The sequence below is a fragment of the Cryobacterium sp. N22 genome (assembly GCF_002929555.1).
Classification (GTDB): domain Bacteria; phylum Actinomycetota; class Actinomycetes; order Actinomycetales; family Microbacteriaceae; genus Cryobacterium.
On the sequence record NZ_PJJP01000039.1, the window covers coordinates 695,974 to 715,307 of the forward strand.

The 19,334-nt window shown below is 68.9% G+C and carries 19 protein-coding genes and 1 tRNA gene; 5 read left to right on the forward strand and 15 right to left on the reverse strand.

Translation table 11 applies throughout. The features are described 5' to 3' along the window. Nucleotides 1-15: 15 nt before the first annotated feature. Nucleotides 16-603, reverse strand: a complete 588-nt coding sequence (gene pth, locus CXY76_RS18745) for an aminoacyl-tRNA hydrolase (protein ID WP_104167154.1) — start codon at nucleotides 601-603, stop codon at nucleotides 16-18. 46 nt (nucleotides 604-649) lie between these two features. After that, a complete protein-coding gene (locus CXY76_RS18750) occupies nucleotides 650-1,267 on the reverse strand; it encodes a 50S ribosomal protein L25/general stress protein Ctc (protein WP_104167156.1) in 618 nt (205 codons plus the stop codon). Between the two features lie 238 nt (nucleotides 1,268-1,505). Between CXY76_RS18750 and CXY76_RS18755 the strand changes: the two genes are divergently transcribed. Next, a complete protein-coding gene (locus CXY76_RS18755) occupies nucleotides 1,506-2,219 on the forward strand; it encodes a FadR/GntR family transcriptional regulator (RefSeq protein WP_104167158.1) in 714 nt (237 codons plus the stop codon). Between the two features lie 6 nt (nucleotides 2,220-2,225). Here CXY76_RS18755 and CXY76_RS18760 read toward each other — a convergent pair whose 3' ends face one another. The 4 genes from CXY76_RS18760 to CXY76_RS18775 are packed head-to-tail and all read right to left on the reverse strand — an operon-like array spanning nucleotide 2,226 to nucleotide 6,031. Further along, nucleotides 2,226-3,281: an L-idonate 5-dehydrogenase gene (locus tag CXY76_RS18760; protein WP_104167160.1), complete on the reverse strand. Its 1,056-nt coding sequence runs from the start codon at nucleotides 3,279-3,281 to the stop codon at nucleotides 2,226-2,228. Nucleotides 3,282-3,301: 20 nt separating this feature from the next. Further along, on the reverse strand, nucleotides 3,302-4,084 hold the full coding sequence (locus CXY76_RS18765; protein WP_104167162.1) for an SDR family oxidoreductase: 783 nt from the start codon (nucleotides 4,082-4,084) through the stop codon (nucleotides 3,302-3,304). Nucleotides 4,085-4,097: 13 nt separating this feature from the next. After that, nucleotides 4,098-5,498: a GntP family permease gene (locus tag CXY76_RS18770; RefSeq protein WP_104167164.1), complete on the reverse strand. Its 1,401-nt coding sequence runs from the start codon at nucleotides 5,496-5,498 to the stop codon at nucleotides 4,098-4,100. Then, nucleotides 5,495-6,031, reverse strand: coding sequence for a gluconokinase (locus tag CXY76_RS18775; RefSeq protein ID WP_233200040.1), 537 nt, complete (start codon nucleotides 6,029-6,031; stop codon nucleotides 5,495-5,497). Before CXY76_RS18775 ends, CXY76_RS18770 begins: the two co-directional genes overlap by 4 nt. 255 nt (nucleotides 6,032-6,286) lie before the next feature. Here CXY76_RS18775 and gndA point away from each other — a divergent pair, with 255 nt between their 5' ends. Then, complete coding sequence (gene gndA, locus CXY76_RS18780; protein WP_104167166.1) at nucleotides 6,287-7,747, forward strand: NADP-dependent phosphogluconate dehydrogenase; 1,461 nt, start codon at nucleotides 6,287-6,289, stop codon at nucleotides 7,745-7,747. Between the two features lie 133 nt (nucleotides 7,748-7,880). On the opposite strand, the gene CXY76_RS18785 is transcribed toward gndA, so the two are convergent. Together CXY76_RS18785 and CXY76_RS18790 are read right to left on the reverse strand one after the other, a co-directional pair. Then, on the reverse strand, nucleotides 7,881-8,837 hold the full coding sequence (locus tag CXY76_RS18785; protein WP_146073504.1) for a hypothetical protein: 957 nt from the start codon (nucleotides 8,835-8,837) through the stop codon (nucleotides 7,881-7,883). A gap of 188 nt (nucleotides 8,838-9,025) precedes the next feature. Then, nucleotides 9,026-10,300: an APC family permease gene (locus CXY76_RS18790; RefSeq protein ID WP_104167170.1), complete on the reverse strand. Its 1,275-nt coding sequence runs from the start codon at nucleotides 10,298-10,300 to the stop codon at nucleotides 9,026-9,028. Nucleotides 10,301-10,389: 89 nt separating this feature from the next. On the opposite strand from CXY76_RS18790, the gene CXY76_RS18795 reads away from it, so the two are divergent. Both CXY76_RS18795 and CXY76_RS18800 read left to right on the forward strand, forming a co-directional pair. Further along, the gene (locus CXY76_RS18795) at nucleotides 10,390-10,764 is read left to right on the forward strand and encodes a hypothetical protein (RefSeq protein ID WP_104167172.1); all 375 of its coding nucleotides are present in this window, start codon (nucleotides 10,390-10,392) and stop codon (nucleotides 10,762-10,764) included. 34 nt (nucleotides 10,765-10,798) lie between these two features. Continuing rightward, nucleotides 10,799-11,098 (forward strand): DUF1905 domain-containing protein, encoded by a 300-nt coding sequence (locus tag CXY76_RS18800; protein WP_104167174.1) that lies wholly within the window; start codon nucleotides 10,799-10,801, stop codon nucleotides 11,096-11,098. Between the two features lie 60 nt (nucleotides 11,099-11,158). Here the strand turns inward: CXY76_RS18800 and CXY76_RS19560 are convergent, their stop codons facing one another. The 3 genes from CXY76_RS19560 to CXY76_RS18810 all read right to left on the reverse strand — a co-directional run bounded on the left by CXY76_RS19560 (nucleotide 11,159) and on the right by CXY76_RS18810 (nucleotide 13,666). Then, complete coding sequence (locus tag CXY76_RS19560; RefSeq protein ID WP_134479672.1) at nucleotides 11,159-12,136, reverse strand: ribose-phosphate diphosphokinase; 978 nt, start codon at nucleotides 12,134-12,136, stop codon at nucleotides 11,159-11,161. Beyond that, the gene (glmU, locus tag CXY76_RS19565; protein WP_199190360.1) at nucleotides 12,137-13,564 is read right to left on the reverse strand and encodes a bifunctional UDP-N-acetylglucosamine diphosphorylase/glucosamine-1-phosphate N-acetyltransferase GlmU; all 1,428 of its coding nucleotides are present in this window, start codon (nucleotides 13,562-13,564) and stop codon (nucleotides 12,137-12,139) included. 30 nt (nucleotides 13,565-13,594) lie between these two features. Next, nucleotides 13,595-13,666 (reverse strand) — tRNA-Gln (locus CXY76_RS18810). Nucleotides 13,667-13,769: 103 nt separating this feature from the next. Here CXY76_RS18810 and CXY76_RS18815 point away from each other — a divergent pair. Beyond that, complete coding sequence (locus CXY76_RS18815) at nucleotides 13,770-14,261, forward strand: MarR family winged helix-turn-helix transcriptional regulator (RefSeq protein ID WP_104167176.1); 492 nt, start codon at nucleotides 13,770-13,772, stop codon at nucleotides 14,259-14,261. Here the strand turns inward: CXY76_RS18815 and CXY76_RS18820 are convergent. The 4 genes from CXY76_RS18820 to CXY76_RS18835 all read right to left on the reverse strand — a co-directional run bounded on the left by CXY76_RS18820 (nucleotide 14,258) and on the right by CXY76_RS18835 (nucleotide 18,995). Further along, nucleotides 14,258-14,917: a methionine ABC transporter permease gene (locus CXY76_RS18820; protein ID WP_199190361.1), complete on the reverse strand. Its 660-nt coding sequence runs from the start codon at nucleotides 14,915-14,917 to the stop codon at nucleotides 14,258-14,260. The two genes, CXY76_RS18815 and CXY76_RS18820, sit on opposite strands and share 4 nt — an antisense overlap. Nucleotides 14,918-14,919: 2 nt before the next feature. Further along, nucleotides 14,920-15,960, reverse strand: coding sequence for a methionine ABC transporter ATP-binding protein (locus CXY76_RS18825; protein ID WP_104167180.1), 1,041 nt, complete (start codon nucleotides 15,958-15,960; stop codon nucleotides 14,920-14,922). A 71-nt stretch (nucleotides 15,961-16,031) separates the two neighbouring features. Next, the gene (locus CXY76_RS18830) at nucleotides 16,032-16,916 is read right to left on the reverse strand and encodes a MetQ/NlpA family ABC transporter substrate-binding protein (RefSeq protein ID WP_104167454.1); all 885 of its coding nucleotides are present in this window, start codon (nucleotides 16,914-16,916) and stop codon (nucleotides 16,032-16,034) included. Between the two features lie 273 nt (nucleotides 16,917-17,189). Beyond that, nucleotides 17,190-18,995 carry an ABC-F family ATP-binding cassette domain-containing protein gene (locus CXY76_RS18835; protein WP_104167182.1) on the reverse strand — a complete coding sequence of 602 codons (1,806 nt, stop codon included), beginning with the start codon at nucleotides 18,993-18,995 and terminating at the stop codon, nucleotides 17,190-17,192. Between the last annotated feature and the right edge of the window lie 339 nt (nucleotides 18,996-19,334).

Consider the following 19,334-nt stretch of genomic DNA (forward strand, 5'->3'; position numbering starts at 1 on the left):
TCTACGGGTAGTTTTCTAGGCGGGCGGGGCGTGGAACTTCTGCTGCGCGGCGGTGACACCCTCGGCGGCGATCATCTCGATCGCATCCGCCGCGTCCTCGAGCATGATCCCCAGGGTGCTGCGCTCGGTGCTGGAGAAGTCGTGCAACACGAAGTCGGCGGCGTTCTGGCGGCCGGGCGGGCGGCCGATGCCCATCCGGATGCGGGTGAACTCGTTGCTGCCGGTGGCGGCGATGATGTCGCGCACCCCGTTGTGGCCGCCGTGGCCGCCGCCCACCTTGATCTTGAGGGTGTCGAACGGCAGGTCGAGTTCGTCGTGCACGACGATGAGGCGGGAGACGTCGAGGGAGTAGAACCGCAGCAGGGCCGCGACGGGGCCGCCGGAGAGATTCATGAAGCTGTTCGGCTTGGCCAGAATCAGCTTGGGGCCGCCGGGGAAGCTGCGTCCCTCGGCGACGGCGGAGTTCGCCTTGTGGTTCTTGAAGTTCGCGCGCAGCCGGTCGGCGAGCACGGCCGTGACCATGTGGCCGACGTTGTGGCGGTTACCGGCGTAGCCGGGCCCGGGGTTACCGAGCCCGACTACGAGCCAGAGATTCTCGTCCAGGGGGTTCCTTTACACAAGTTTCTGTCCGGCGGGTGGAGGGGGAAGGCTACTCGGCGGCAGCGTCCTCGGCGGGAGCTTCTTCGCCCTCGACGGTCTCCTCTTCCTCTTCTTCCTCGGCCGGCAGGTGCACGCCGATGACGACCATCTCGGGGTCGGAGATGAGCGACGCGCCGGCGGGCAGCTTGATCTCGCTGGCGTGGATGAGGGTGCCGTCTTCGAGGCCCTCAACGTCCACGGTCACGCTCTGCGGGATGCTCGTGGCCTCAACCTCGAGCAGCAGGGTCTTGGCGTCGAGGTCGGCGGTGGTGCCGGGGGCGGTCTCACCGGTGATGTGCACGGCAACCTCAACCTGGACCTTCTCGCCCTTGCGGATGACGATGAGGTCGAGGTGCTCGATGATCTGGCGAACCGGGTCCTTCTGCACGTCCTTGACCAGGGTCAGGTGGGTGGTGCCTTCGACGTCGAGCTCGAGCACGGCGTTCGCGCGACGCAGCAGCAGGCCGATCTCGTGAGCCGGCAGCGCGACGTGCACGGGCTCGGTGCCGTGGCCGTAAATGACGGCGGGGATCTTGCCCAGCACGCGCAGCTTGCGGGCCGCGCCCTTGCCGAAGCTGTTACGCGCGTCAGCGGAAATCTTGTTGTTGGTGTTCTTGGCCTCAGCCATGGTGTCTCCTTGCGGGCGACGTGCGCCCGGTATTGATTCGCGGGCTGATAGCCCGACGTGGATAGTGATTCAACTCGAACGCATGTCAGCGTGAGGAAAGACCGGGAAGGACTTTTCGCCGCGTCGATTACGGATTTCGCTGGCGCCGGTTTCCCGGCTGGCGCGAATCCCTCGCCGAAGTTCAACTCACCACTCTAGCGGACGGGCGCCGGCGGCGCGCGACGATAGTGTGACGGGCATGCCGTCGAGCCTGCACACCCGAGTGACCGAACACGTCGGACGGTCCATCGTCGACGGCGTCGTCCCTGCGGGCAGCGTCTTGCACTCCGACGAGATCGAGCGCAGCCAGGGGGTGAGCCGGTCCGTCATCCGCGAGTCGGTTCGGGTGCTCGCGTCGATCGGGCTTGTGGAGTCCGTCAAACGCGTGGGCATCCGGGTGCTGCCGCAGTCGGCCTGGAACGCGTACGATCCCACCCTCATCCGCTGGCGCCTGCTCGGGCCGGGCAAGGGCGAGCAGCTGCGCTCTCTCACCGAACTGCGCGCGGCGGTCGAGCCGATGGCGGCCGAACTGGCCGCCAGGCACGCTCCGCAGCCGATGTCGGCCGAGATCCTGAACCTGGCCGCGCAGATGCGCACCGTGGGTCGCTCGGGCGACCTGGAGCTGTTCTTGGAACTGGACATCAAGTTCCACAGCCTGGTGCTGCACGGCTCGGGGAACGAGATGTTCGCCACCCTGGACGAGCCGATCGCGGCGGTCCTGTCCGGCCGCACCGACCTGGGCCTGATGCCGACGCACCCGCACGAGACCGCGTTGCAGTGGCACGTGGATGTGGCGGACGCGATCCAGGGCGGCCACCCGCAGAAGGCACGCGAGTCGATGGAGCTCATCATGCGCCGCACCATCGCCGAGGTGGAGCCGACCTGGGCCGACACCCCCCGGCTGTGGTTCTAAACCGGCTCAGCGCTCACTGGGCTCGGCGAACCTGAGCAGCACTTTCCCGGACACGGCAGAGTCCCTGGCCACACCGAACGCCTCAATGGCGTCCGCCGCGGCGAACTCGTGGGTCACCACCGGGTCGACCGAGAGCGACCCGTCGGCCAGGGCCGCGAGCACCTCGTCGATCTCGTCGTTGAACCTGAACGAGCCGACCAGCTCGAGCTCGCGGGAAATGGCCAGCGAGATGAGCGCCGGCTGTTCGCCGGCGGGCAACAGCCCCACCATGACCACCCGGCCGCCGCGGGCGGCGCCGCGGAACGCCGAGGCCAGGCCACGCGGGCTGCCGGAGGATTCGAAGACCACGTCGGCCTGCACCGCCTGGATGGCCTCCGCGTCGGTGGCGGCCAGGGTGCCGGTCGCTCCGAGGCGTTCTGCCCGCTCCCGGGGCTGGTCGTGCATGTCCGTCGCGATGATCTCGGCCGCGCCGGCGCGCTTGGCCACGGCGATGATGAGCGAGCCGATCGGGCCCGCGCCGATCACGAGCACCCGTTTGCCGGTCACGGAACCGGCCCGCGACACCGCGTGCCAGGCGACCGCGGCAGGTTCGGCCAGGGCGGCCTCGCGCAGGCCGAGTCCGGCGGGCAGTGGGCGGAGCATCCGGCCGGGCAGGGCCACGAACCGAGCGAAGGCCCCCTCGGTGTGCGGGTACCTGGCCGCACTGCCGAGGTAGCTGCAGCCCGGCGAGAGGTTGGGTCGCTCGGTCGGGTACCGGGAGCCGTCGCCGGGGCCCGGGGTGGCCGGGTGCACGGCCACGAGGGTGCCCGCGGCCGGGCCGCTGCCGTCGGCCGCCTGGCGCACGACGGTGCCGACGACCTCGTGGCCGAGCAGCATGGGCGCCTTGAGGATGGACTCCCCCGCGGCGCCGTGCTGCCAGTAGTGCAGGTCTGACCCGCAGATGCCGCCGTAGGCGACCTCGACGAGAGCCTCATCGGCGGCCGGTTGCGGCACCGGTACGGTGTCGACGCGCAGGTCGCCGGCGGCGTGGGCGACCACGGCCAGGGTTTCTGTGGGTGTCATGAGCACAATCTCCTTGGGTGTCAGACGACGACGGTCATGCCGCCGTCGATGAAGATGACCTGGCCGTTGACGAACGCCGAGGCGTCCCCGGCCAGCCACAGGGCCGGCCCGACGAGGTCCGCGGTCGTTCCCCAGCGGTGCGCGGGGGTGCGGCCGAGGATCCACTGGTTGAAGGTGTCGTCGTCGACGAGCTTCTGGGTCATCTCGGTGTGGATGTAACCGGGTGCGATGGCGTTGATGGTGAGGCCGTGCCCGGCCCACTCGGCGGTCATCGCGCGGGTGAGGTTGCGGATGCCGCCCTTGGACGCCGTGTAGGCGCCGATGGTGGGCCGGGCCAGGTCGGCCTGCACCGAGGCCACGTTGATGATGGTGCCCTCGCCGCGTTCGATCATGTGGCGCGCGGCGGCGCGGCCGACCAGGAACGCGCTGGTGAGATTGGTCGTCAGCACCCGCTCCCAGTCAGCCAGGGCGAGGTCGAGCAGCGGCACGCGGTGCTGGATACCCGCGTTGTTGACCAGGATGCGCAGCGGCCCGACCTCGTTCTCGATCCAGGCGATCCCCGCAACCACAGCCGCCTCATCCGTCACATCGAAGGCGCGGGCGTAGACCCGGTCGGCCCCGAACCGCGCGGTGAACTCGGCCTGGGTGGCCGCCAGCCGCTCGGGGTCGACGCCGTTGAGGACCACGACGGCGCCGGCTTCGGCGAAACCCTCCGCGATGGAGCGGCCGATCCCGCGGCTGGAGCCGGTGACCAGGGCGACCCGGCCGGTGATGTCGAACGGTGAGTGTGTCTGAGTTGCCATGAGGTGCCTCTCCCTAGAAGGTGCTGGCGACGAGGTAGATCGCCACGGCCATCACGAAGCCGACGACGGCGATGAGCGCCTGGCCGACGGTCCAGGTCTTCAGGGTGGTCTTGGTGTCCATCTCGAAGAACCGGCTGACCAGCCAGAAGCCGGAGTCGTTGACGTGCCCGGCGAACACGGATCCCGCCGCGAGGCTGAGCACGATCGCGGTCAGCTGCACCGGGTTGAAGTCGGGGTTGTTGAACACGACGGGCTGCACGAGGGCCGCGGCCGTCGTGAGGGCGACGGTGGCCGAACCCTGGGCGACCCGCACGATGGCGGCGATGACGAAGCCGGCCACGATGACCGGCAGGCCGATGGCGTCGAGGGACTCGGCGATGGCGTTGCCGATGCCGCTGGCGCGGAGCACGCCACCGAACATGCCACCGGCGCCGGTGATCAGGATGACGGAGGACACCGGGCCGAGGGCGCTGTCGACAACGGTCTCGATCAGGCTGGACGACTTCCGCTTCTTCCAGCCGAGCAGGATCATGCCCAGGAACACCGTGATGAGCAGCGCGACGGGGGTTTCGCCCAGCGTGCGCAGGATCTGCACCCAGGTGTCTTCCAGCGAGACCAGTCCGGCGGTCGCGGCCATGTTGAGGCCGGTGTTGAGGAAGATCAGGACGAGCGGAAGCAGCAGCAGGGTGAGGATGGTGCCGAGCTTGGGTGAGGAGGCGAATTCGGAGAGCTCGCCGGTGCTGCCGCGCAGGATGCTGGGCACGGGGATGTCGTACTTACGGCCGACGTAGCCGCCGAAGAGGTGACCGACGAAGTACCAGGCCGGCAGCGCGACGAGCAGGCCGAAGATCAGGACCAGGCCGACGTCGGCGCCGAGCAGGCCGGTGGCGGCGACGGGGCCGGGGTGCGGCGGCACGAAGATGTGCATGACCGAGAACGCCACGGCGGAGGGGAAGGCGTACAGCAGGAAGGAGCCGCCGAGCCGGCGGGCCACGGCGAAGATGATCGGCAGCATGACGACCAGGCCGGCGTCGAAGAAGATCGGGAAGCCGAACATCAGCGAGGCGACAGCCAGGGCCAGGGGCGCGCGCCGCTGACCGAACTTGAAGATCAGGGCATCCGTGAGCACCTTCGCGCCGCCGCTGGTCTCGAGCATGCGGCCGAGCATGGCGCCGAGTCCCACCAGCAGGGCCACGCTGGCGAGGGTGCCGCCGAAGCCGGTGAGCAGGGTGGGCATCAGCGCGGCGGTGGGGATGCCGGTGGCGATAGCGGTGAGCAGGCTCACCAGGATGAGCGCCAGGAAGGCGTGCACCTTGAACTTCATGATCAAGACGAGCAGGAGCAGGATGGCGCCGACGGCGACCCCCAGCAGGGCGGGGGTGGAGAGCACCCAGTTCAGTTCAAGGTCGGTCATCGTTGTCCGTTGCTTTCTGTGATTGCTCCGACGATCTCGTCGGGGGTTTTGGTGAGGGAAACGCGGAGGCCAGCCTCATCGGCGGCCAGGGGTTCGAGGGTCGCGAACTGCGAGTCCAGGAGGTGGGTGGGCATGTACTCGTGGTTGCGGTGTGAGAGGCGGTCGGCCACGAGGGACTGGTCGCCGTACAGCTCGGCGAAGACCAGGCCGGGCACGATGGCGCGCATCAGGTCCCGGTAGCTGCGCTTGAGCGCCGAGCAGGCCACCACGGTGCTCTCCCCCGCGCCCAGGGCCGCGGCCATGGCGTCGGCGATGCGGGTCAGCCAGGGCAGGCGGTCGGCGTCGGTGAGCGGATGGCCCGAGGCCATTTTCGCCTTGGCTTCGGCGCTGTGCAGGTCGTCGCCGTCGATGAAGCGCAGGCCCCGGCTCTCGGCGAGTAACCGGCCGACGGTGGATTTCCCGGAGCCCTGCACGCCCATGACCACCATCGGCGGCACGGGGAGGGCGGGGGAAACTGGCGAGTCATCGGTCATTGATGGTCCACTTCTTGTTCGACGCGTCATTACATCGGATCACTTCGTGGGAACCACTCAATAAATCTGATTTCAAGTCGAGACACTATCAGTTATGTCTGCTTTGTCAAAGAACTCTTCCGGGACGGCCATTTCCCGCCGCCAGACGGGCGATGTTACGCCCCGAGCGCCCCCGCGGGCCCACCGGGCGGAGCCGCCCCGGCGATTCGACTACCCTAGAAAGTGGTCAAAGCTCACAGACCCGAAGGAGAACACGTGTCAGAATCCGGTTCAGCACAGGCAAACATCGGCGTCGTCGGACTGGCGGTGATGGGCTCCAACCTCGCCCGCAACCTCGCCAGCCGCGACGGCAACACCGTGGCCGTCTACAACCGTTCGCCCGAACGCACCCGCCTGCTCACGACCGAGCACCCCGAGGCCGGCTTCGTGGCATCCGAAACCATCGAGGAGTTCGTCGCCTCACTCAAGACCCCCCGCACCGCGATCATCATGGTGCAGGCCGGCAAGGGCACCGACGCCGTCATCAGCCAGCTCACCGAGCTGTTCGAGCCCGGCGACATCATCGTCGACGGCGGCAACGCCCTGTTCACCGACACCCTCCGTCGCGAGAAGGCCGTGCGCGAGACCGGCATCAACTTCGTCGGCGCCGGCATCTCCGGTGGCGAGGAAGGCGCGCTCAAGGGCCCGAGCATCATGCCCGGCGGCTCCGCCGAGGCCTACGTCACCCTCGGCCCGATCCTCGAGTCCATCGCCGCGGTCGTCGACGGCGTGCCCTGCGTCACCCACGTGGGCACCGACGGCGCCGGCCACTTCGTCAAGATGATCCACAACGGCATCGAGTACGCCGACATGCAGCTCATCGCCGAGGCCTACGACCTGCTCCGCTCCGCGGCCGGCTACACGCCGGCCGAGATCGCCGAGATCTTCTCCCAGTGGAACGCCGGCGAGCTCGAGAGCTACCTCATCGAGATCACCGCCGAGGTGCTCAAGCAGATCGACGCCGCCACCGGGCAGCCGCTGGTCGACGTGATCCTGGACGAGGCCGGCTCCAAGGGCACCGGCGTCTGGACCGTTCAGACGGCCCTGGACCTGGGCATCCCCGTCTCGGGCATCGCCGAGGCCGTGTTCGCCCGCAGCCTCTCCTCCAAGCCCGCCCAGCGCCAGGCCGCCACCGGCCTGCCCGGCCCGAGCACCGCCTGGAGCGTCACCGACAAGGCCGCGTTCGTCGAAGACGTGCGCCTGGCGCTCTACGCGTCGAAGATCATCGCGTACTCGCAGGGCTTCGACGCCATCGTCGCCGGTGCCGAGCAGTACAACTGGAACATCAACAAGGGTGACATCGCGAAGATCTGGCGCGGCGGCTGCATCATCCGCGCCCAGTTCCTCAACCGCATCACCGAGGCGTACGCCGAGAACCCGGGCCTGGTGGCCCTGGTCACCGCGCCGTACTTCACGGATGCCGTTGCCACCGCGCAGGACAGCTGGCGCCGCGTCGTCTCCGGAGCCGCCCTCGCGGGCATCCCCACCCCGGCGTTCTCGTCGTCGCTGGCCTACTACGACGGGCTGCGCGCCGAGCGCCTGCCCGCCGCTCTCGTGCAGGGCCAGCGCGACTTCTTCGGCGCGCACACGTACAAGCGCACCGACAAGGACGGCACCTTCCACACCCTGTGGTCCGGCGACCGCACCGAGATCGCCACCGAGGGCTCCTCGCACTAGAGGTCCCACGCCTGCACCACCCGCCCGGCAACTGTTGCCCGTGCGGACAATTGCGCCCGGTACGCCGGGACCGGTTGTCCGCACGGGCAACAGTTGTCTGGTGGGTCGGGCGGATGGCCGGACGGGTCGGCTCTCAACGGGTGACGGGCAACCCGGCAGCGACCAGCAAGCGACTCAGCGCGCCCCGGTTGGCGAGCTCACCAGGGCCCCACCGCACCACCCGGAATCCCTCGGCGCGCAGGTGGTCCTCGCGCACCTTCTCGGCGTAGACGACGTCACCCGGTGCGCGCCCGCGCAGGTATTCGTCTTTGAGGTACTTGCCCCGTCCATCGAACTCACCGATCAGCCGGAATTGCGGCCACTCGAAGTCGGTGAAGTACCACCCGCCTCGCGGATTCGGGTGCCGGCACTGCAACTCGGGATCGGGGAAGCCCAGCTGGAAGATCGCGACCCGGCTGAGCGACTCCCCCGGATTGTCGGCGTTGGGACGCGCGAAGGCGATGGCCCGCTGCGCTTTGGTGCTGCCGCGCAACGACGCACTCCGGGCGAGCATGTCGGACAGTTCGTCCGGATAAACCAGCACGTCCGGGCTGGCCCGTCGAGGATTCAGGCCGTGGTCGAGCGCAACGACGGCGTCCTCGAAGGTTGCCGTTCTGGCCAGGTCGAGCAGGGTGCGGGCCGGGCTGGTCACGAGCATGCCGTCGAGTTCGACGACCTCGGTCCAGTCGAACGCGGTGCGATGCACGAACACGCCGTTCTTGCTGCGCACCCGCGCCGCCGGCACCGCGAGGACATGCACGGCCTCCGGCGAGGCGCCACCTACCGGGATACCCCACAGCGCTGCGGCGGACTGGTGGCTGACGACGGGGTCGTGCCGCCTGGTCGCCACGACAGCACGGATGTGGTCGAGGTATCGGTCCTGGGAGGCCAGGCCGTCCCAGCGGTCCGCCGTCGTGAAAACCCCACGGCGCAGGCGGGTGCCCTGCCCCCGACCGACAGATCTTCGGAACTGCCGGGCATCGGCGTCGGTCACACCGACGTTTTTCACGAGGAATAGGCCCGTACGTGGGTCCAGCCGGTCATCAGCCATGCGGCGAGACTCGCATCCACCGTCTCAGCCGCACGCGGCCCGTACCCACCCGTACAGACCCGCCCGTCTCCCCGGCTGTGGAGGAGCCGCAACGTCGGCCGCTATCTGTTACCGCTGCGGACACGTGCACCCGGTGTGCCGGGACCACTTGTCCGCACCGGGACCAGTTGCGGCGGGAGGGCCGCGGGTCAGCGACGGGCGGACCAGGCCTGGCGCAGGGCACGGCCGAGCAGGCCCAGGGCCAGCCAGCCGAACGCGGCGACGACCCCCGGCCAGGGCAGCGTGAGGGCCAGGAGCAGGCAGCCGGCCACGCCCGTGTACTGCACCGCGCGAGGCAGCCAGCGCTGCTCGCGCGGCTGCCGGAGGGCGGCCAGGTGCGCGATCGCGTAGTAGACCAGCACCGCGCAGGCCGAGAAGCCCACCAGCCGGGCCGGATCCAGCAGCAGCACACCGAGCACCGCGACGAGGCCGACGGCCACCTCCGCCGCCACCGGCGTGTTCCGGGTCGGCGAGATGCGGCCGAGCGCGCCCGGCAGGTCGCCTTCCCTCGCCATCGCCAGCCCGGTGCGGCTGAGACCGGCCAGGATGCCCGCCAACGAGCCCAGGCAGGCGATGGTCGCCAGCATCCGCACGATGCCGGTCCACGGCTCCGCGCCGCCGACGAGGTCGGCCAGCGGCGACACAGAGGCCGCCAGGCCCGCCGGTCCGAGCACGAGCACGCAGAGCAGACCGATCACCCCGTAGACCACCAGGGTGAGGCCCAGCGCGGTCACGATCGCACGCGGCAGGGTGCGGCGGGGATCCCGCACCTCCTCCCCCAGCGTGGTCATACGGGCGTACCCGGCGAACGCGAAGAAGAGCAGGCCGGCCGACTGCAGGATGCCCGCCCCGCCACCGGCCAGCAGCGACCCGGTGTCGAACGAGGCCGTGAGCGACCCGCCGGCGAGCCCGGCACCCACCACGGCCACCAGCACGAGCAGCCCGCCGAGCACCAGGAACACCACCACGGCGCTGAGCCTGGCGGTGCTGCGGAGACCGGCCAGGTTGACGGCGCCGAGCACCAGGATCGCCAGCACGGCCACCGGCCGGGCCTGCTCAGGCCACAGGTAGCCGCCCAGGATAGAGGCGATCGCACCGGCCGAGGCGGTCTTGCCGGCCAGGAACAGCCAGCCGGCGGCGAACCCCCACCACGGGCCGAGGGTCGCCCGCCCGAACGCGTAGGCTCCCCCGGACACCGGATGACTCATCGACAGTTGCGCCGAGCTCAGGGCGTTGAGTGACGCGACCAGCCCCGCCAGAACCAGCCCGATCAGCAGGCCGGAGCCGGCGGCGGCGGCCGCGGGCGCCCACACGTAGAACACCCCGGCGCCGACCATCGCGGCCAGCCCCAGCACGATCGCCCCGCCGGTGCCGAGGTGCCGCTGGAGGGCGCCCTGGCCCTGCCGCCGATCCGTGGAGTTCATGAGGCCAGGGTACGGCGACGAGGTGAACCGCAGACATCCGCAAACGGGTACCCCCGATCCGGCGCGATCTGATTTACTGGAGGGCACTCATGAGCGATTTTCACCCCGAACTCTCCGGCTACGAGCCGACGGATTCCTCCCGGCCCCTCCGCGGCCGGCGGATGGTGCTGCTCATGCGCATCACGGTGATCCTCGGCCTCGTCGCCCTGCTCGTGCCCGGGGTGCTCACCACCCTGAGCATCGCCTCGGCCACGGCTGCCCGGGCGTGCGCCGCGGCGGTGGCGCGCTACTACCCGCTCTCCGAGGGCATCGACGCCAGGTTCGAGCTGATCGGGGCGGGCGGCTTCGGCTGGCAGTGTTACGCGATCGACCAGAACGAACGCCAGACCTTCGTCATGCCGCTGGGCATCATCCCGGGCCCGTTCCACACGCCCGCCGGCAGCGTCGCGAGCCAAGCCAGCTAGCCCGCGCAGTCCGACTGCCCACGAAAGGCATCCGATGGGACCCAGGTTCACGTTCACGACGGCACTGTGGAACACCGAGAGCATGAACGCCTGGGTGTTCGTCTCGATGCCCGCCGACCAGTCCGAGGACATCCGGGAGCTCACCGACGGCCTGCGCGTCGGGTTCGGCTCCCAACGGGTGCGGGTGGCCATCAACGACTCCCGATGGGCCACCTCGATCTTCCCCGAGAGCGCCACCGGCAGGTTCGTGCTGCCGGTGAAGAAGGCCATCCGCCAGGCCGAGGGAATCGACGTGGGCGACACGGCGACGGTCACCGTCGAACTCGTGCTCTGAAAACGCCGACGGCCGGCCCCGAAAACGGGACCGGCCACCGGCGTACTGAGAGCGGATGCCCTACGCGGCGCCCTCGAACATCGACGTGACGGATCCCTCGTCGAAGACCTCGTGGATGGCGCGCGCCAGCAGCGGCGCGATCGGCAGCACGGTCAGCGTCGGGAAACGCTTGTCCTCGGGGATCGGCAGGGTGTCGGTGACGACGACTTCCTGGATGGCGTCGTTCTGCAGCAGCTCGAGCGCGGGCGGGCTGAACACGGCGTGCGTGGCGGCGACGACGACACCGATGGCGCCGGCGGCCATGAGGGCCTCGGCGGCCTGCACGATGGTGCGGCCGGTGTCGATCAGGTCGTCGACGATCAGGCAGACCCGGCCCTTGACCTCTCCGACGATCTCGTGAACGGTGATCTGGTTGGGCACCAGCGGGTCGCGGCGCTTGTGGATGATGGCCAGCGGGGCGCCGAGCTTGTCGCTCCAGATGTCGGCGACGCGCACGCGGCCCATGTCCGGCGACACGATGGTGAGGGTGGACGGGTCCAGCTTGGCCCGGAAGTGCTCGAGCAGCACCGGCATGGCGAAGAGGTGGTCGACGGGGCCGTCGAAGAAGCCCTGGATCTGGGCGGCGTGCAGGTCGACCGACATGATGCGGTCGGCGCCGGCCACCTTGAACAGGTCGGCGACGAGGCGGGCGGAGATCGGCTCGCGGCCGCGGCCCTTCTTGTCCTGACGGGCGTACGGGTAGAACGGGGCGACCACGGTGATCCGCTTGGCCGACGCACGCTTGAGCGCGTCCACCATGATGAGCTGTTCCATCAGCCACTCGTTGATGGGGTTGGTGTGCGACTGGATGACGAACGCGTCGGCGCCGCGCACGCTCTCGTCGAACCTGGCGTAGATCTCGCCGTTCGCGAAGGTGCGTGCGTCGGTGGGGATCAGCTCCGAACCAAGTTCTGCGGCGATGTCGATCGCGAGTTGTGGGTGTGCTCGCCCCGAGATGAGCACCAATTTCTTCTCGCCGCTGCTCTTGATTCCAGGCACCTAGTCTCCGCTCTGTGACGCGGCTGTCGCCGCATCTGTTCCCGGCCTGTTGGTCTCTACCCAACCGACCATATTGCGTTGCGGAGCCACGTTGATCGCGAGCGCCCCGGCCTGCACGTCCTTGCGGACCACAGTGCCGGCGCCCGTGTAGGCTCCGTCTCCGATTCTAATCGGCGCGACGAACACGTTGTGCGATCCGGTGCGCACATGGGACCCGATCACCGAGGGGTTCTTGTTCACGCCGTCGTAGTTCGCGAAGATCGTGCCTGCCCCGATGTTGGAGTGCACCCCGACCGTGGCATCGCCGACGTAGCTGAGGTGCGGCACCTTGCTGCCCTCACCGATGACGGCGTTCTTGGTCTCCACGAAGGTGCCGATCTTACCGTCGGCGCCCAGCCAGGTGCCCGGACGCAGGTAGGCGAACGGGCCCACGGTGGCGCCGGCGCCGATGACCGCGAGGGTGCCGTCGGTGCGCTTGACCGTGGCCCCCTCACCGATCTCGCAGTCGAGCAGGGTGGTGTCCGGGCCGATGATCGCACCGGTGGCCACCGTGGTGGAGCCGAGGATCTGGGTGCCGGGCAGCAGGGTCACGTCGTTCGCGAGCGTGGCCTTGAGGTCGATCCAGGTGGTGGCCGGGTCCTGCACGGTCACGCCGGCCAGCTGCCAGCCCCGCACGATGACGGCGTTGAGCTTGGCGGCGGTGTCGCTGAGCTGCGCCCTGTCGTTGATGCCGGCGACGAGCCAGGCATCCGCCACCGGAACGGCGCGCACCTCTGACCCGGCGGCGCGGAGCAGACCGACCACGTCGGTGAGGTACTTCTCGCCCTGCACGTTGTCGGTGGTGAGCCGAGCCAACTGGTCGCGCAGTTCGGACAGGCCGAAGACGTAGACGCCGGCGTTGATCTCGTCGACGGCGCGCTCGTCGTCGCTGGCGTCCTTGTGCTCCACGATCCGGTCGAAGGCGCCGTCGTCGCCGCGGATGATGCGGCCGTAGCCGGTGACATCGGTCGGGAACGCGGACAGCACGGTGGCGGACACCTCGGCGCGTTCGCGGTGCGCCTCGATGAAGTTGGTCAGGGTGGCGGCGTTCAGCAGCGGGACGTCACCGCTGATCACGAGCACGTCCCCGTCGAAGTCGGCGGGCAGCGCCGCGACGGCCTGCTCCACGGCGCGGCCGGTGCCGGGGATCTCGTCCTGGTCGACAAGCAGGCTCTCCGGCAGGTCGAGGGCAACAAGCTCGGCCAGACGCTCACGCTCGTGCCGCAGCACCGTGATCACGTGCGCGGCATCCAGTGCCCTCGCCGTGGCCAGCACGTGGCTGATGATCGGCAGCCCGGCGAGCGGATGCATGAGCTTCGGCAGGCTGGACTTCATGCGGGTGCCCTGGCCGGCGGCCAGCACGATGACGGCGAGGCGGGAATCTGTCACTGGGGTCCTCTCAACGGGTTCTCACACGAGCTCCGCCGCCAGGACTCGAACCTAGACCTAACAGCTCCAAAGGCTGTCGTGCTGCCATTACACCACGGCGGATTGCGTCGGCTCGGGCCGGGCAACGGAGTCAAGTCTGCCAGAAGAGCGGACACCCTGCGTCATCCGCGGTTTCCGGCGTCTGCGAAAACCGGATAATGGACGAATGCCTGCCAATGACGAAGTCGACCGGATCGTTGATGCCTGGTTGCGGGAGCGCCCCGACCTCGACTTCGCTCCCCTCCAGGTCTTCTCCCGCGTCGCCCGGCTGAGCAAGCATCTGGACCGCGCCCGCCGCACCGCGTTCTCGCGATCCGAGCTGGACTCCTGGGAATTCGACGTGCTGTCGGCGCTCCGCCGGGCCGGCGCACCGTTCGAGCTGAGCCCGAAGCTGCTGCTGCAGCAGACCCTGGTGTCCAGCGGCACCATGACCAACCGCATCGACAGGCTGGTCGAACGCGGCCTGGTCACCCGGCGCACCGACCCCAACGACGGCCGCGGGATCTTCGTGGGCATGACCGCGGGCGGTCTGACCCGGGTGGATGCCGCCATCACCCGTCTGGTCGACGCCGAGGCCGCCCTCCTGGCCGGCCTGCCCCCGGCCGACCAGGAGCGCCTGGCCGCCCTCCTCCGCCGCCTCAGCCTGGACTTCGACTAGCGGCGGAGGGCCTTGCGGGCCAGCCGGTTGCCGAGGAACTGCACAACCTGCACGAAGATGATGATCAGCAGCACGGCGGCCCAGGTGACGACGGGATCGAACTGGCGCCACCCGTAGAGCAGCGCGAACGCGCCCAGTCCGCCACCGCCGACGTAACCGGCGACCGCTGACATGTCCACGAGGGCCACGAAGATGAACGTGTAGCCCAGGATCAGCGGGCCCAGCGCCTCAGGCAGCAGCACCGTGAAGATGATGCGCACGGGCCCGGCACCGACGCTGCGGGCCGCTTCGATCACGCCGGGCGTCACGGTGAGCAGGTTCTGCTCCACGATGCGCGCCATCGCGAACATCGCCGCGAGGGCGATCGTGAAGATCATCGCGTTGTTGCCGATACCGGTGCCCACCACGGCGCGGGTGAGCGGTTGCACGGCGGCCAGGAAGATGATGAACGGGATCGGCCTGATGGTGTTCACCAGAACGTTGAGCACGCCGAACACCGGCCGGTTGGCCAGGATGCTGCCCGCCCGGGTGAGATAGAGGCCCAGGCCCACGACCAGGCCGCCGAACCCGCCGAGGAGCAGGGTGAGCCCCACGATGTACAGGGTCTCGCCGGTGGCCTTCCAGAATTCGGGCAGCAGGTTGATCAGGGAGTCCATGGTCAGCGCACCTCGGTGACTGTCGTGAGCGCGCGCACCCTGTCGAGCGCGGCGTCGATGGTCACGTCGTCGCCGGTCAGCGCGAGGGTGAGGTGCCCGAACGGGCGCCCCTGGATTTCGTTGATGCCGCCGTAGACGACCTGGAACGCGATGCCGTCGCGGGACAGTTCGCCGAACACCTGGGTCTGGTCGACGGTGTCGCTGCGGAACGCGAGAGTCACGATGCGGCCGGTGTGCCTGGCCCTGAGGACCTCCAGCTCGGGCCTGGACGGCAGCCCCTTCACCACCGTCGAGACGAAACGGGCGGATGCGGCCTGCTGCGGATTCGAGAACACGTCGAACACGTCGCCGCGTTCGATGATGCGGCCCTGGTCCATTACGGCGACCTTGGTGGCCAGCGTCTGGATGACATCCATCTCGTGGGTGATGACGATGATGGTGACGCCGAACTCGCGGTTGACCCGTTTGAGCAGCTCGAGGACCTCGTGGGTGGTCTCGGGGTCGAGGGCGCTGGTGGCCTCGTCGGCCAGCAGCAGCGCCGGCGACGAGGCGAGGGCGCGGGCGATGCCCACCCGCTGCTTCTGCCCACCGGAGAGCTGGTCCGGGTAGGCGCCGGCCTTGTCGGCCAGCCCCACGAAGTCGAGCATCTCGGCGACCCGTGTGGTGCGGTCGGCCTTCTCGCGGCCGGCCACCTCGAGCGGATACGCCACGTTGCGGGCGACGGTGCGGGAGTTCAGCAGGTTGAACTGCTGGAAGATCATCCCGATACCCAGTCGCACCGGACGTAGTTCGCGTTCGGGCAGCTGAGCCACGTCGCGGCCGTCGATGAGGATCTCGCCGGCGGTGGACCGCTCGAGCACGTTCACCAGGCGTACCAGGGTACTCTTGCCCGCTCCCGAGTAGCCGATGATGCCGTAGACGTCGCCGGCGTCGATGCTGATGCTCACGTCGTCGATCGCCGTCACATCCGGGGCGCCCTTGACGGTGGCCGGGTACACCTTGCTGACGTTGCGGAGTTCAACGAGTGGGGTTGGAGCGGTCATGCAGATCCTTCGGTTGAAACGGGGAAAGGCCGGCCGCGCCTCACGGGGAGGAGCGGCCGGCCGGGGACTGCCTACTTCTGTGCTGCGGTGTCCTTCTCGACCTTGGCCAGGGCCGACTGGAGGTCGGCGGGCGGCGTGGTGGCCAGAACCGCGGAGTTGCCGGAGACCTCGAGCAGGCCGTCGGTGACGGCCGTCGTGGTCTGGAAGATGTCGACGAGCTTGGCGTAGGTCTCGTTGTCCTTGTCTTCGGCGCGCACGGCGAACACGTTCACGTAGGGCAGCGCGGATTCGTCGGAGGGGTCGTCCTTGATGAGGGCGTCCTCGAACTTGAGGCCGGCCTTCTCCACGAAGTCGTTGTTGATGATCGCGGCATCCACGTCGGGCAGCGACGTCGCGGTGAGGGACGGCTCGAGCGCGGTGACGGTGACCTTGGACTTCTCGGTGTCGACGTCGTCGAGGGTGGAGAAGATCGTGCCGCCGTCCTTGAGGGTCAGCAGGTCGGCGCTCTGCAGCACGAGCAGCGCGCGGGCCAGGTTGCTCGCGTCGTTGGGCACGGCGACGGTGTCGCCCTTGCCCAGGTCGGCCACGTCGGTGACCTTGGTGGAGTACAGGCCGAGCGGGTAGATGGCCGTGGCGCCGATGGGCGTGAGGTCTTCGCCGCTGGAGACGTTGTAGTCGGCCAGGTAGACCAGGTGCTGGAACTGGTTGATGTCGATGTCGCCGTTGGTCAGGGCGGGGTTGGGCTGGTTGTAGTCGGCGAAGTCGACGACCTCAACGGTGATGCCCTCTTCGGCGGCAGCCTCGGTGTAGTCGGCCCAGTACGGGTCACTGGCCCCGACGACACCGATCTTCACGGTCTCGTCTTCGCCGCCGCCGGCGCCACCGGCGCAGCCGGCGAGCAGGGTGACGCTGGCGCCGAGCGCCAGGGCGGCCAGGATGCTCTTCTTCGTTGTGATGTTCTTCACGCTGGTGTTCTCCACGTCTCGTTCGCTGTGTGTGCGCGGGTCACGACGAAGTGTTCACAGGCACAGGCAACCACGGACTTCGCGTGGGGGTTCTGTGCCGCAGCATCGCGTGGCACTCTTCTACGGTAGCCGCAGCTCGGTCGAGCCGTGGGCCGCTCGGACACGAAACGTCACAGAAACTTCGACGAAAGCCGCCCAGTCACAGAATCTGCGAGCTGGGCGGCGGTTCGAGCAACCGGGGGTGCCGGCGGTGACGCTGATGACCTACTTTTCGAGCAGCACCGAGAGTTCCACCCACCGGGTTTCGAAGCCGGCGACGGCGTCTTCGGCCGCGGCGACCTCGGCCTGGAGTGCGCCCAGTCCGGTGTAGTCGCTCTGGTCGTGCGCGGCGAGGGCGTTGTGCAGGTCCTTGATCTTGGCCTGTTGCTTGGCGACCTTGCGGTCGATGGAGGCGAGTTCCTTCTGCGCGTTGCGCAGCTCGGCGCCGCCGAGCGCCGGCTTGCCGGAGCCCTTGGCGGTGGCGGACGTCGGCGACGCCGCATCCGCCGTGAAGGAGCCGCCGGCGACCTGGCGCTTGCGCAGCTCGAGGTACTGGTCCACGCCGCCGGGCAGGTGGTGGAAACCGCCGTCGGAGACCGCGTACTGGTTGTCGGTGACGCGCTCGATCAGGTACCTGTCGTGCGAGACGACGAGCAGGGTGCCGGGGAAGGAGTCGAGCAGGTCTTCCATGGCCGCGAGCATGTCGGTGTCCAGGTCGTTGGTGGGCTCGTCGAGGATCAGCACGTTCGGCTCGTCCAGCACGATCAGCAGCAGCTGCAGGCGGCGCTTCTGGCCACCTGAGAGGTCCTTGACCTGGGTGGAGAGCTGGGCGCTCATGAAGCCCATCCGCTCGAGCATCTGGCCGGGCGTGATCTCCTTGCCACCGGCCATGTACGAGGTGCGCTGGCGGGCGATGACGTCGCTGACCCTGTCGTTGCGGATGTCGTCGAGCTCGAACAGCTGCTGGGTGAGCACGGCGACCTTGATGGTCTTGCCGCGCTTGACCTTGCCGCTGTCGGGCGTGAGGGTGCCGGCCACGAGGTTGAGCAGGGTCGACTTGCCGGCGCCGTTGACACCGAGGATGCCGGTGCGCTCACCCGGTGCGATCAGCCAGGTGATGCCGTTGAGCACGGTCTTCTCACCGAAGGTGACGGAGACGTCGACGAGGTCGACGACGTCCTTGCCCAGGCGCTGCATCGCCATCGACTGCATCGACACGGTGTCGCGGGGCGGCGGCTCGTTCTCGATCAGTTCGTTGGCGGCGTCGATGCGGAACTTGGGCTTGGCGGTGCGGGCGGGGGCGCCGCGGCGCAGCCACGCCAGCTCCTTCTTCATCAGGTTCTGGCGCTTGCCCTCCATCACGGCGCTCATCCGGTCGCGTTCGACGCGCTGCAGGATATACGCGGCGTAACCGCCCTCGAAGGGTTCGATCAGGCGGTCGTGCACCTCCCAGGTCATGTTGCAGACCTCGTCGAGGAACCACCGGTCGTGGGTGACGACCACGAGGCCGCCGGAGTTCTGGGCCCAACGGTTCTTGAGGTGGCCGGCGAGCCAGGCGATGCCTTCGACGTCGAGGTGGTTGGTGGGCTCATCGAGGAAGACCACATCGTGGTCGCCGATGAGCACCTGGGCGAGGGCCACCCGGCGGCGCTGGCCACCGGAGAGGTCATCGACGAGGGTGTCCCAGGGGATGTCGCGCACGAGGCCCGCGATCACGTCGCGTACCTTCGAGTCGCCGGCCCAGACGTGCTCGTCGATGCCGCCGACGATGGTGTGACCCACCGTCTGGCCGTTGACGAGGTCGTCGGACTGGTCGAGGACGCCGATGGTGACGCCGCGCCGGCGGGTCACCCGGCCGGAATCGGGCTCCATGCGGCCGGCGAGCAGGCGCAGGAGGGTGGACTTGCCGTCGCCGTTGCGGCCGACGATGCCAATGCGGTCACCCTCGTTCAGTCCGGCGGTGACGCTGTCGAAGATGACGCGGGTGGGAAATTCAAGGTGCAGGGACTCGGCCCCGAGCAAATGTGCCATAGGGTTCGAGCCTATCCCCCGCAGCTGAGCGCCAGTACCGCCGCTTCCGGCGCCCACGCCCGCCCTCGCGCCCCATCCACTGATCGAGCCTGTCGAGATCCCGCAAGACATCCCACGGTCGCAACCCACCCGCTGATCGAGCCTGTCGAGATCCCGCGAGACGTCCCGCGGTCGCACCGGGTCACCAGGTCTCGACAAGCTCGACCAACGAGGCGGGCGCGCCCCGCAGGCCGGGTCGCGACCCATACGTTGATCGAGCCTGTCGAGATCCCGCTAGTCATCCCGTGATCGCGACCCATCCGCTGATCGAGCTTGTCGAGATCCCGCGAGAGGTCCCGC

Bases quoted from the DNA above. Each gene is read 5' to 3' on its own strand.
- CXY76_RS18835 (WP_104167182.1), bottom strand. From the start codon at position 18,995: ATGGCACATTTGCTCGGGGCCGAGTCCCTGCACCTTGAATTTCCCACC.
- CXY76_RS18795 (WP_104167172.1), top strand. From the start codon at position 10,390: ATGAGCGATTTTCACCCCGAACTCTCCGGCTACGAGCCGACGGATTCC.
- CXY76_RS18770 (WP_104167164.1), bottom strand. From the start codon at position 5,498: ATGACCGACCTTGAACTGAACTGGGTGCTCTCCACCCCCGCCCTGCTG.
- CXY76_RS18790 (WP_104167170.1), bottom strand. From the start codon at position 10,300: ATGAACTCCACGGATCGGCGGCAGGGCCAGGGCGCCCTCCAGCGGCAC.
- CXY76_RS18825 (WP_104167180.1), bottom strand. From the start codon at position 15,960: ATGACCGCTCCAACCCCACTCGTTGAACTCCGCAACGTCAGCAAGGTG.
- CXY76_RS18755 (WP_104167158.1), top strand. From the start codon at position 1,506: ATGCCGTCGAGCCTGCACACCCGAGTGACCGAACACGTCGGACGGTCC.
- CXY76_RS18775 (WP_233200040.1), bottom strand. From the start codon at position 6,031: ATGACCGATGACTCGCCAGTTTCCCCCGCCCTCCCCGTGCCGCCGATG.
- CXY76_RS18785 (WP_146073504.1), bottom strand. From the start codon at position 8,837: ATGGCTGATGACCGGCTGGACCCACGTACGGGCCTATTCCTCGTGAAA.
- CXY76_RS18750 (WP_104167156.1), bottom strand. From the start codon at position 1,267: ATGGCTGAGGCCAAGAACACCAACAACAAGATTTCCGCTGACGCGCGT.
- CXY76_RS18815 (WP_104167176.1), top strand. From the start codon at position 13,770: ATGCCTGCCAATGACGAAGTCGACCGGATCGTTGATGCCTGGTTGCGG.
- CXY76_RS18820 (WP_199190361.1), bottom strand. From the start codon at position 14,917: ATGGACTCCCTGATCAACCTGCTGCCCGAATTCTGGAAGGCCACCGGC.
- CXY76_RS18765 (WP_104167162.1), bottom strand. From the start codon at position 4,084: ATGGCAACTCAGACACACTCACCGTTCGACATCACCGGCCGGGTCGCC.
- CXY76_RS18800 (WP_104167174.1), top strand. From the start codon at position 10,799: ATGGGACCCAGGTTCACGTTCACGACGGCACTGTGGAACACCGAGAGC.
- CXY76_RS18760 (WP_104167160.1), bottom strand. From the start codon at position 3,281: ATGACACCCACAGAAACCCTGGCCGTGGTCGCCCACGCCGCCGGCGAC.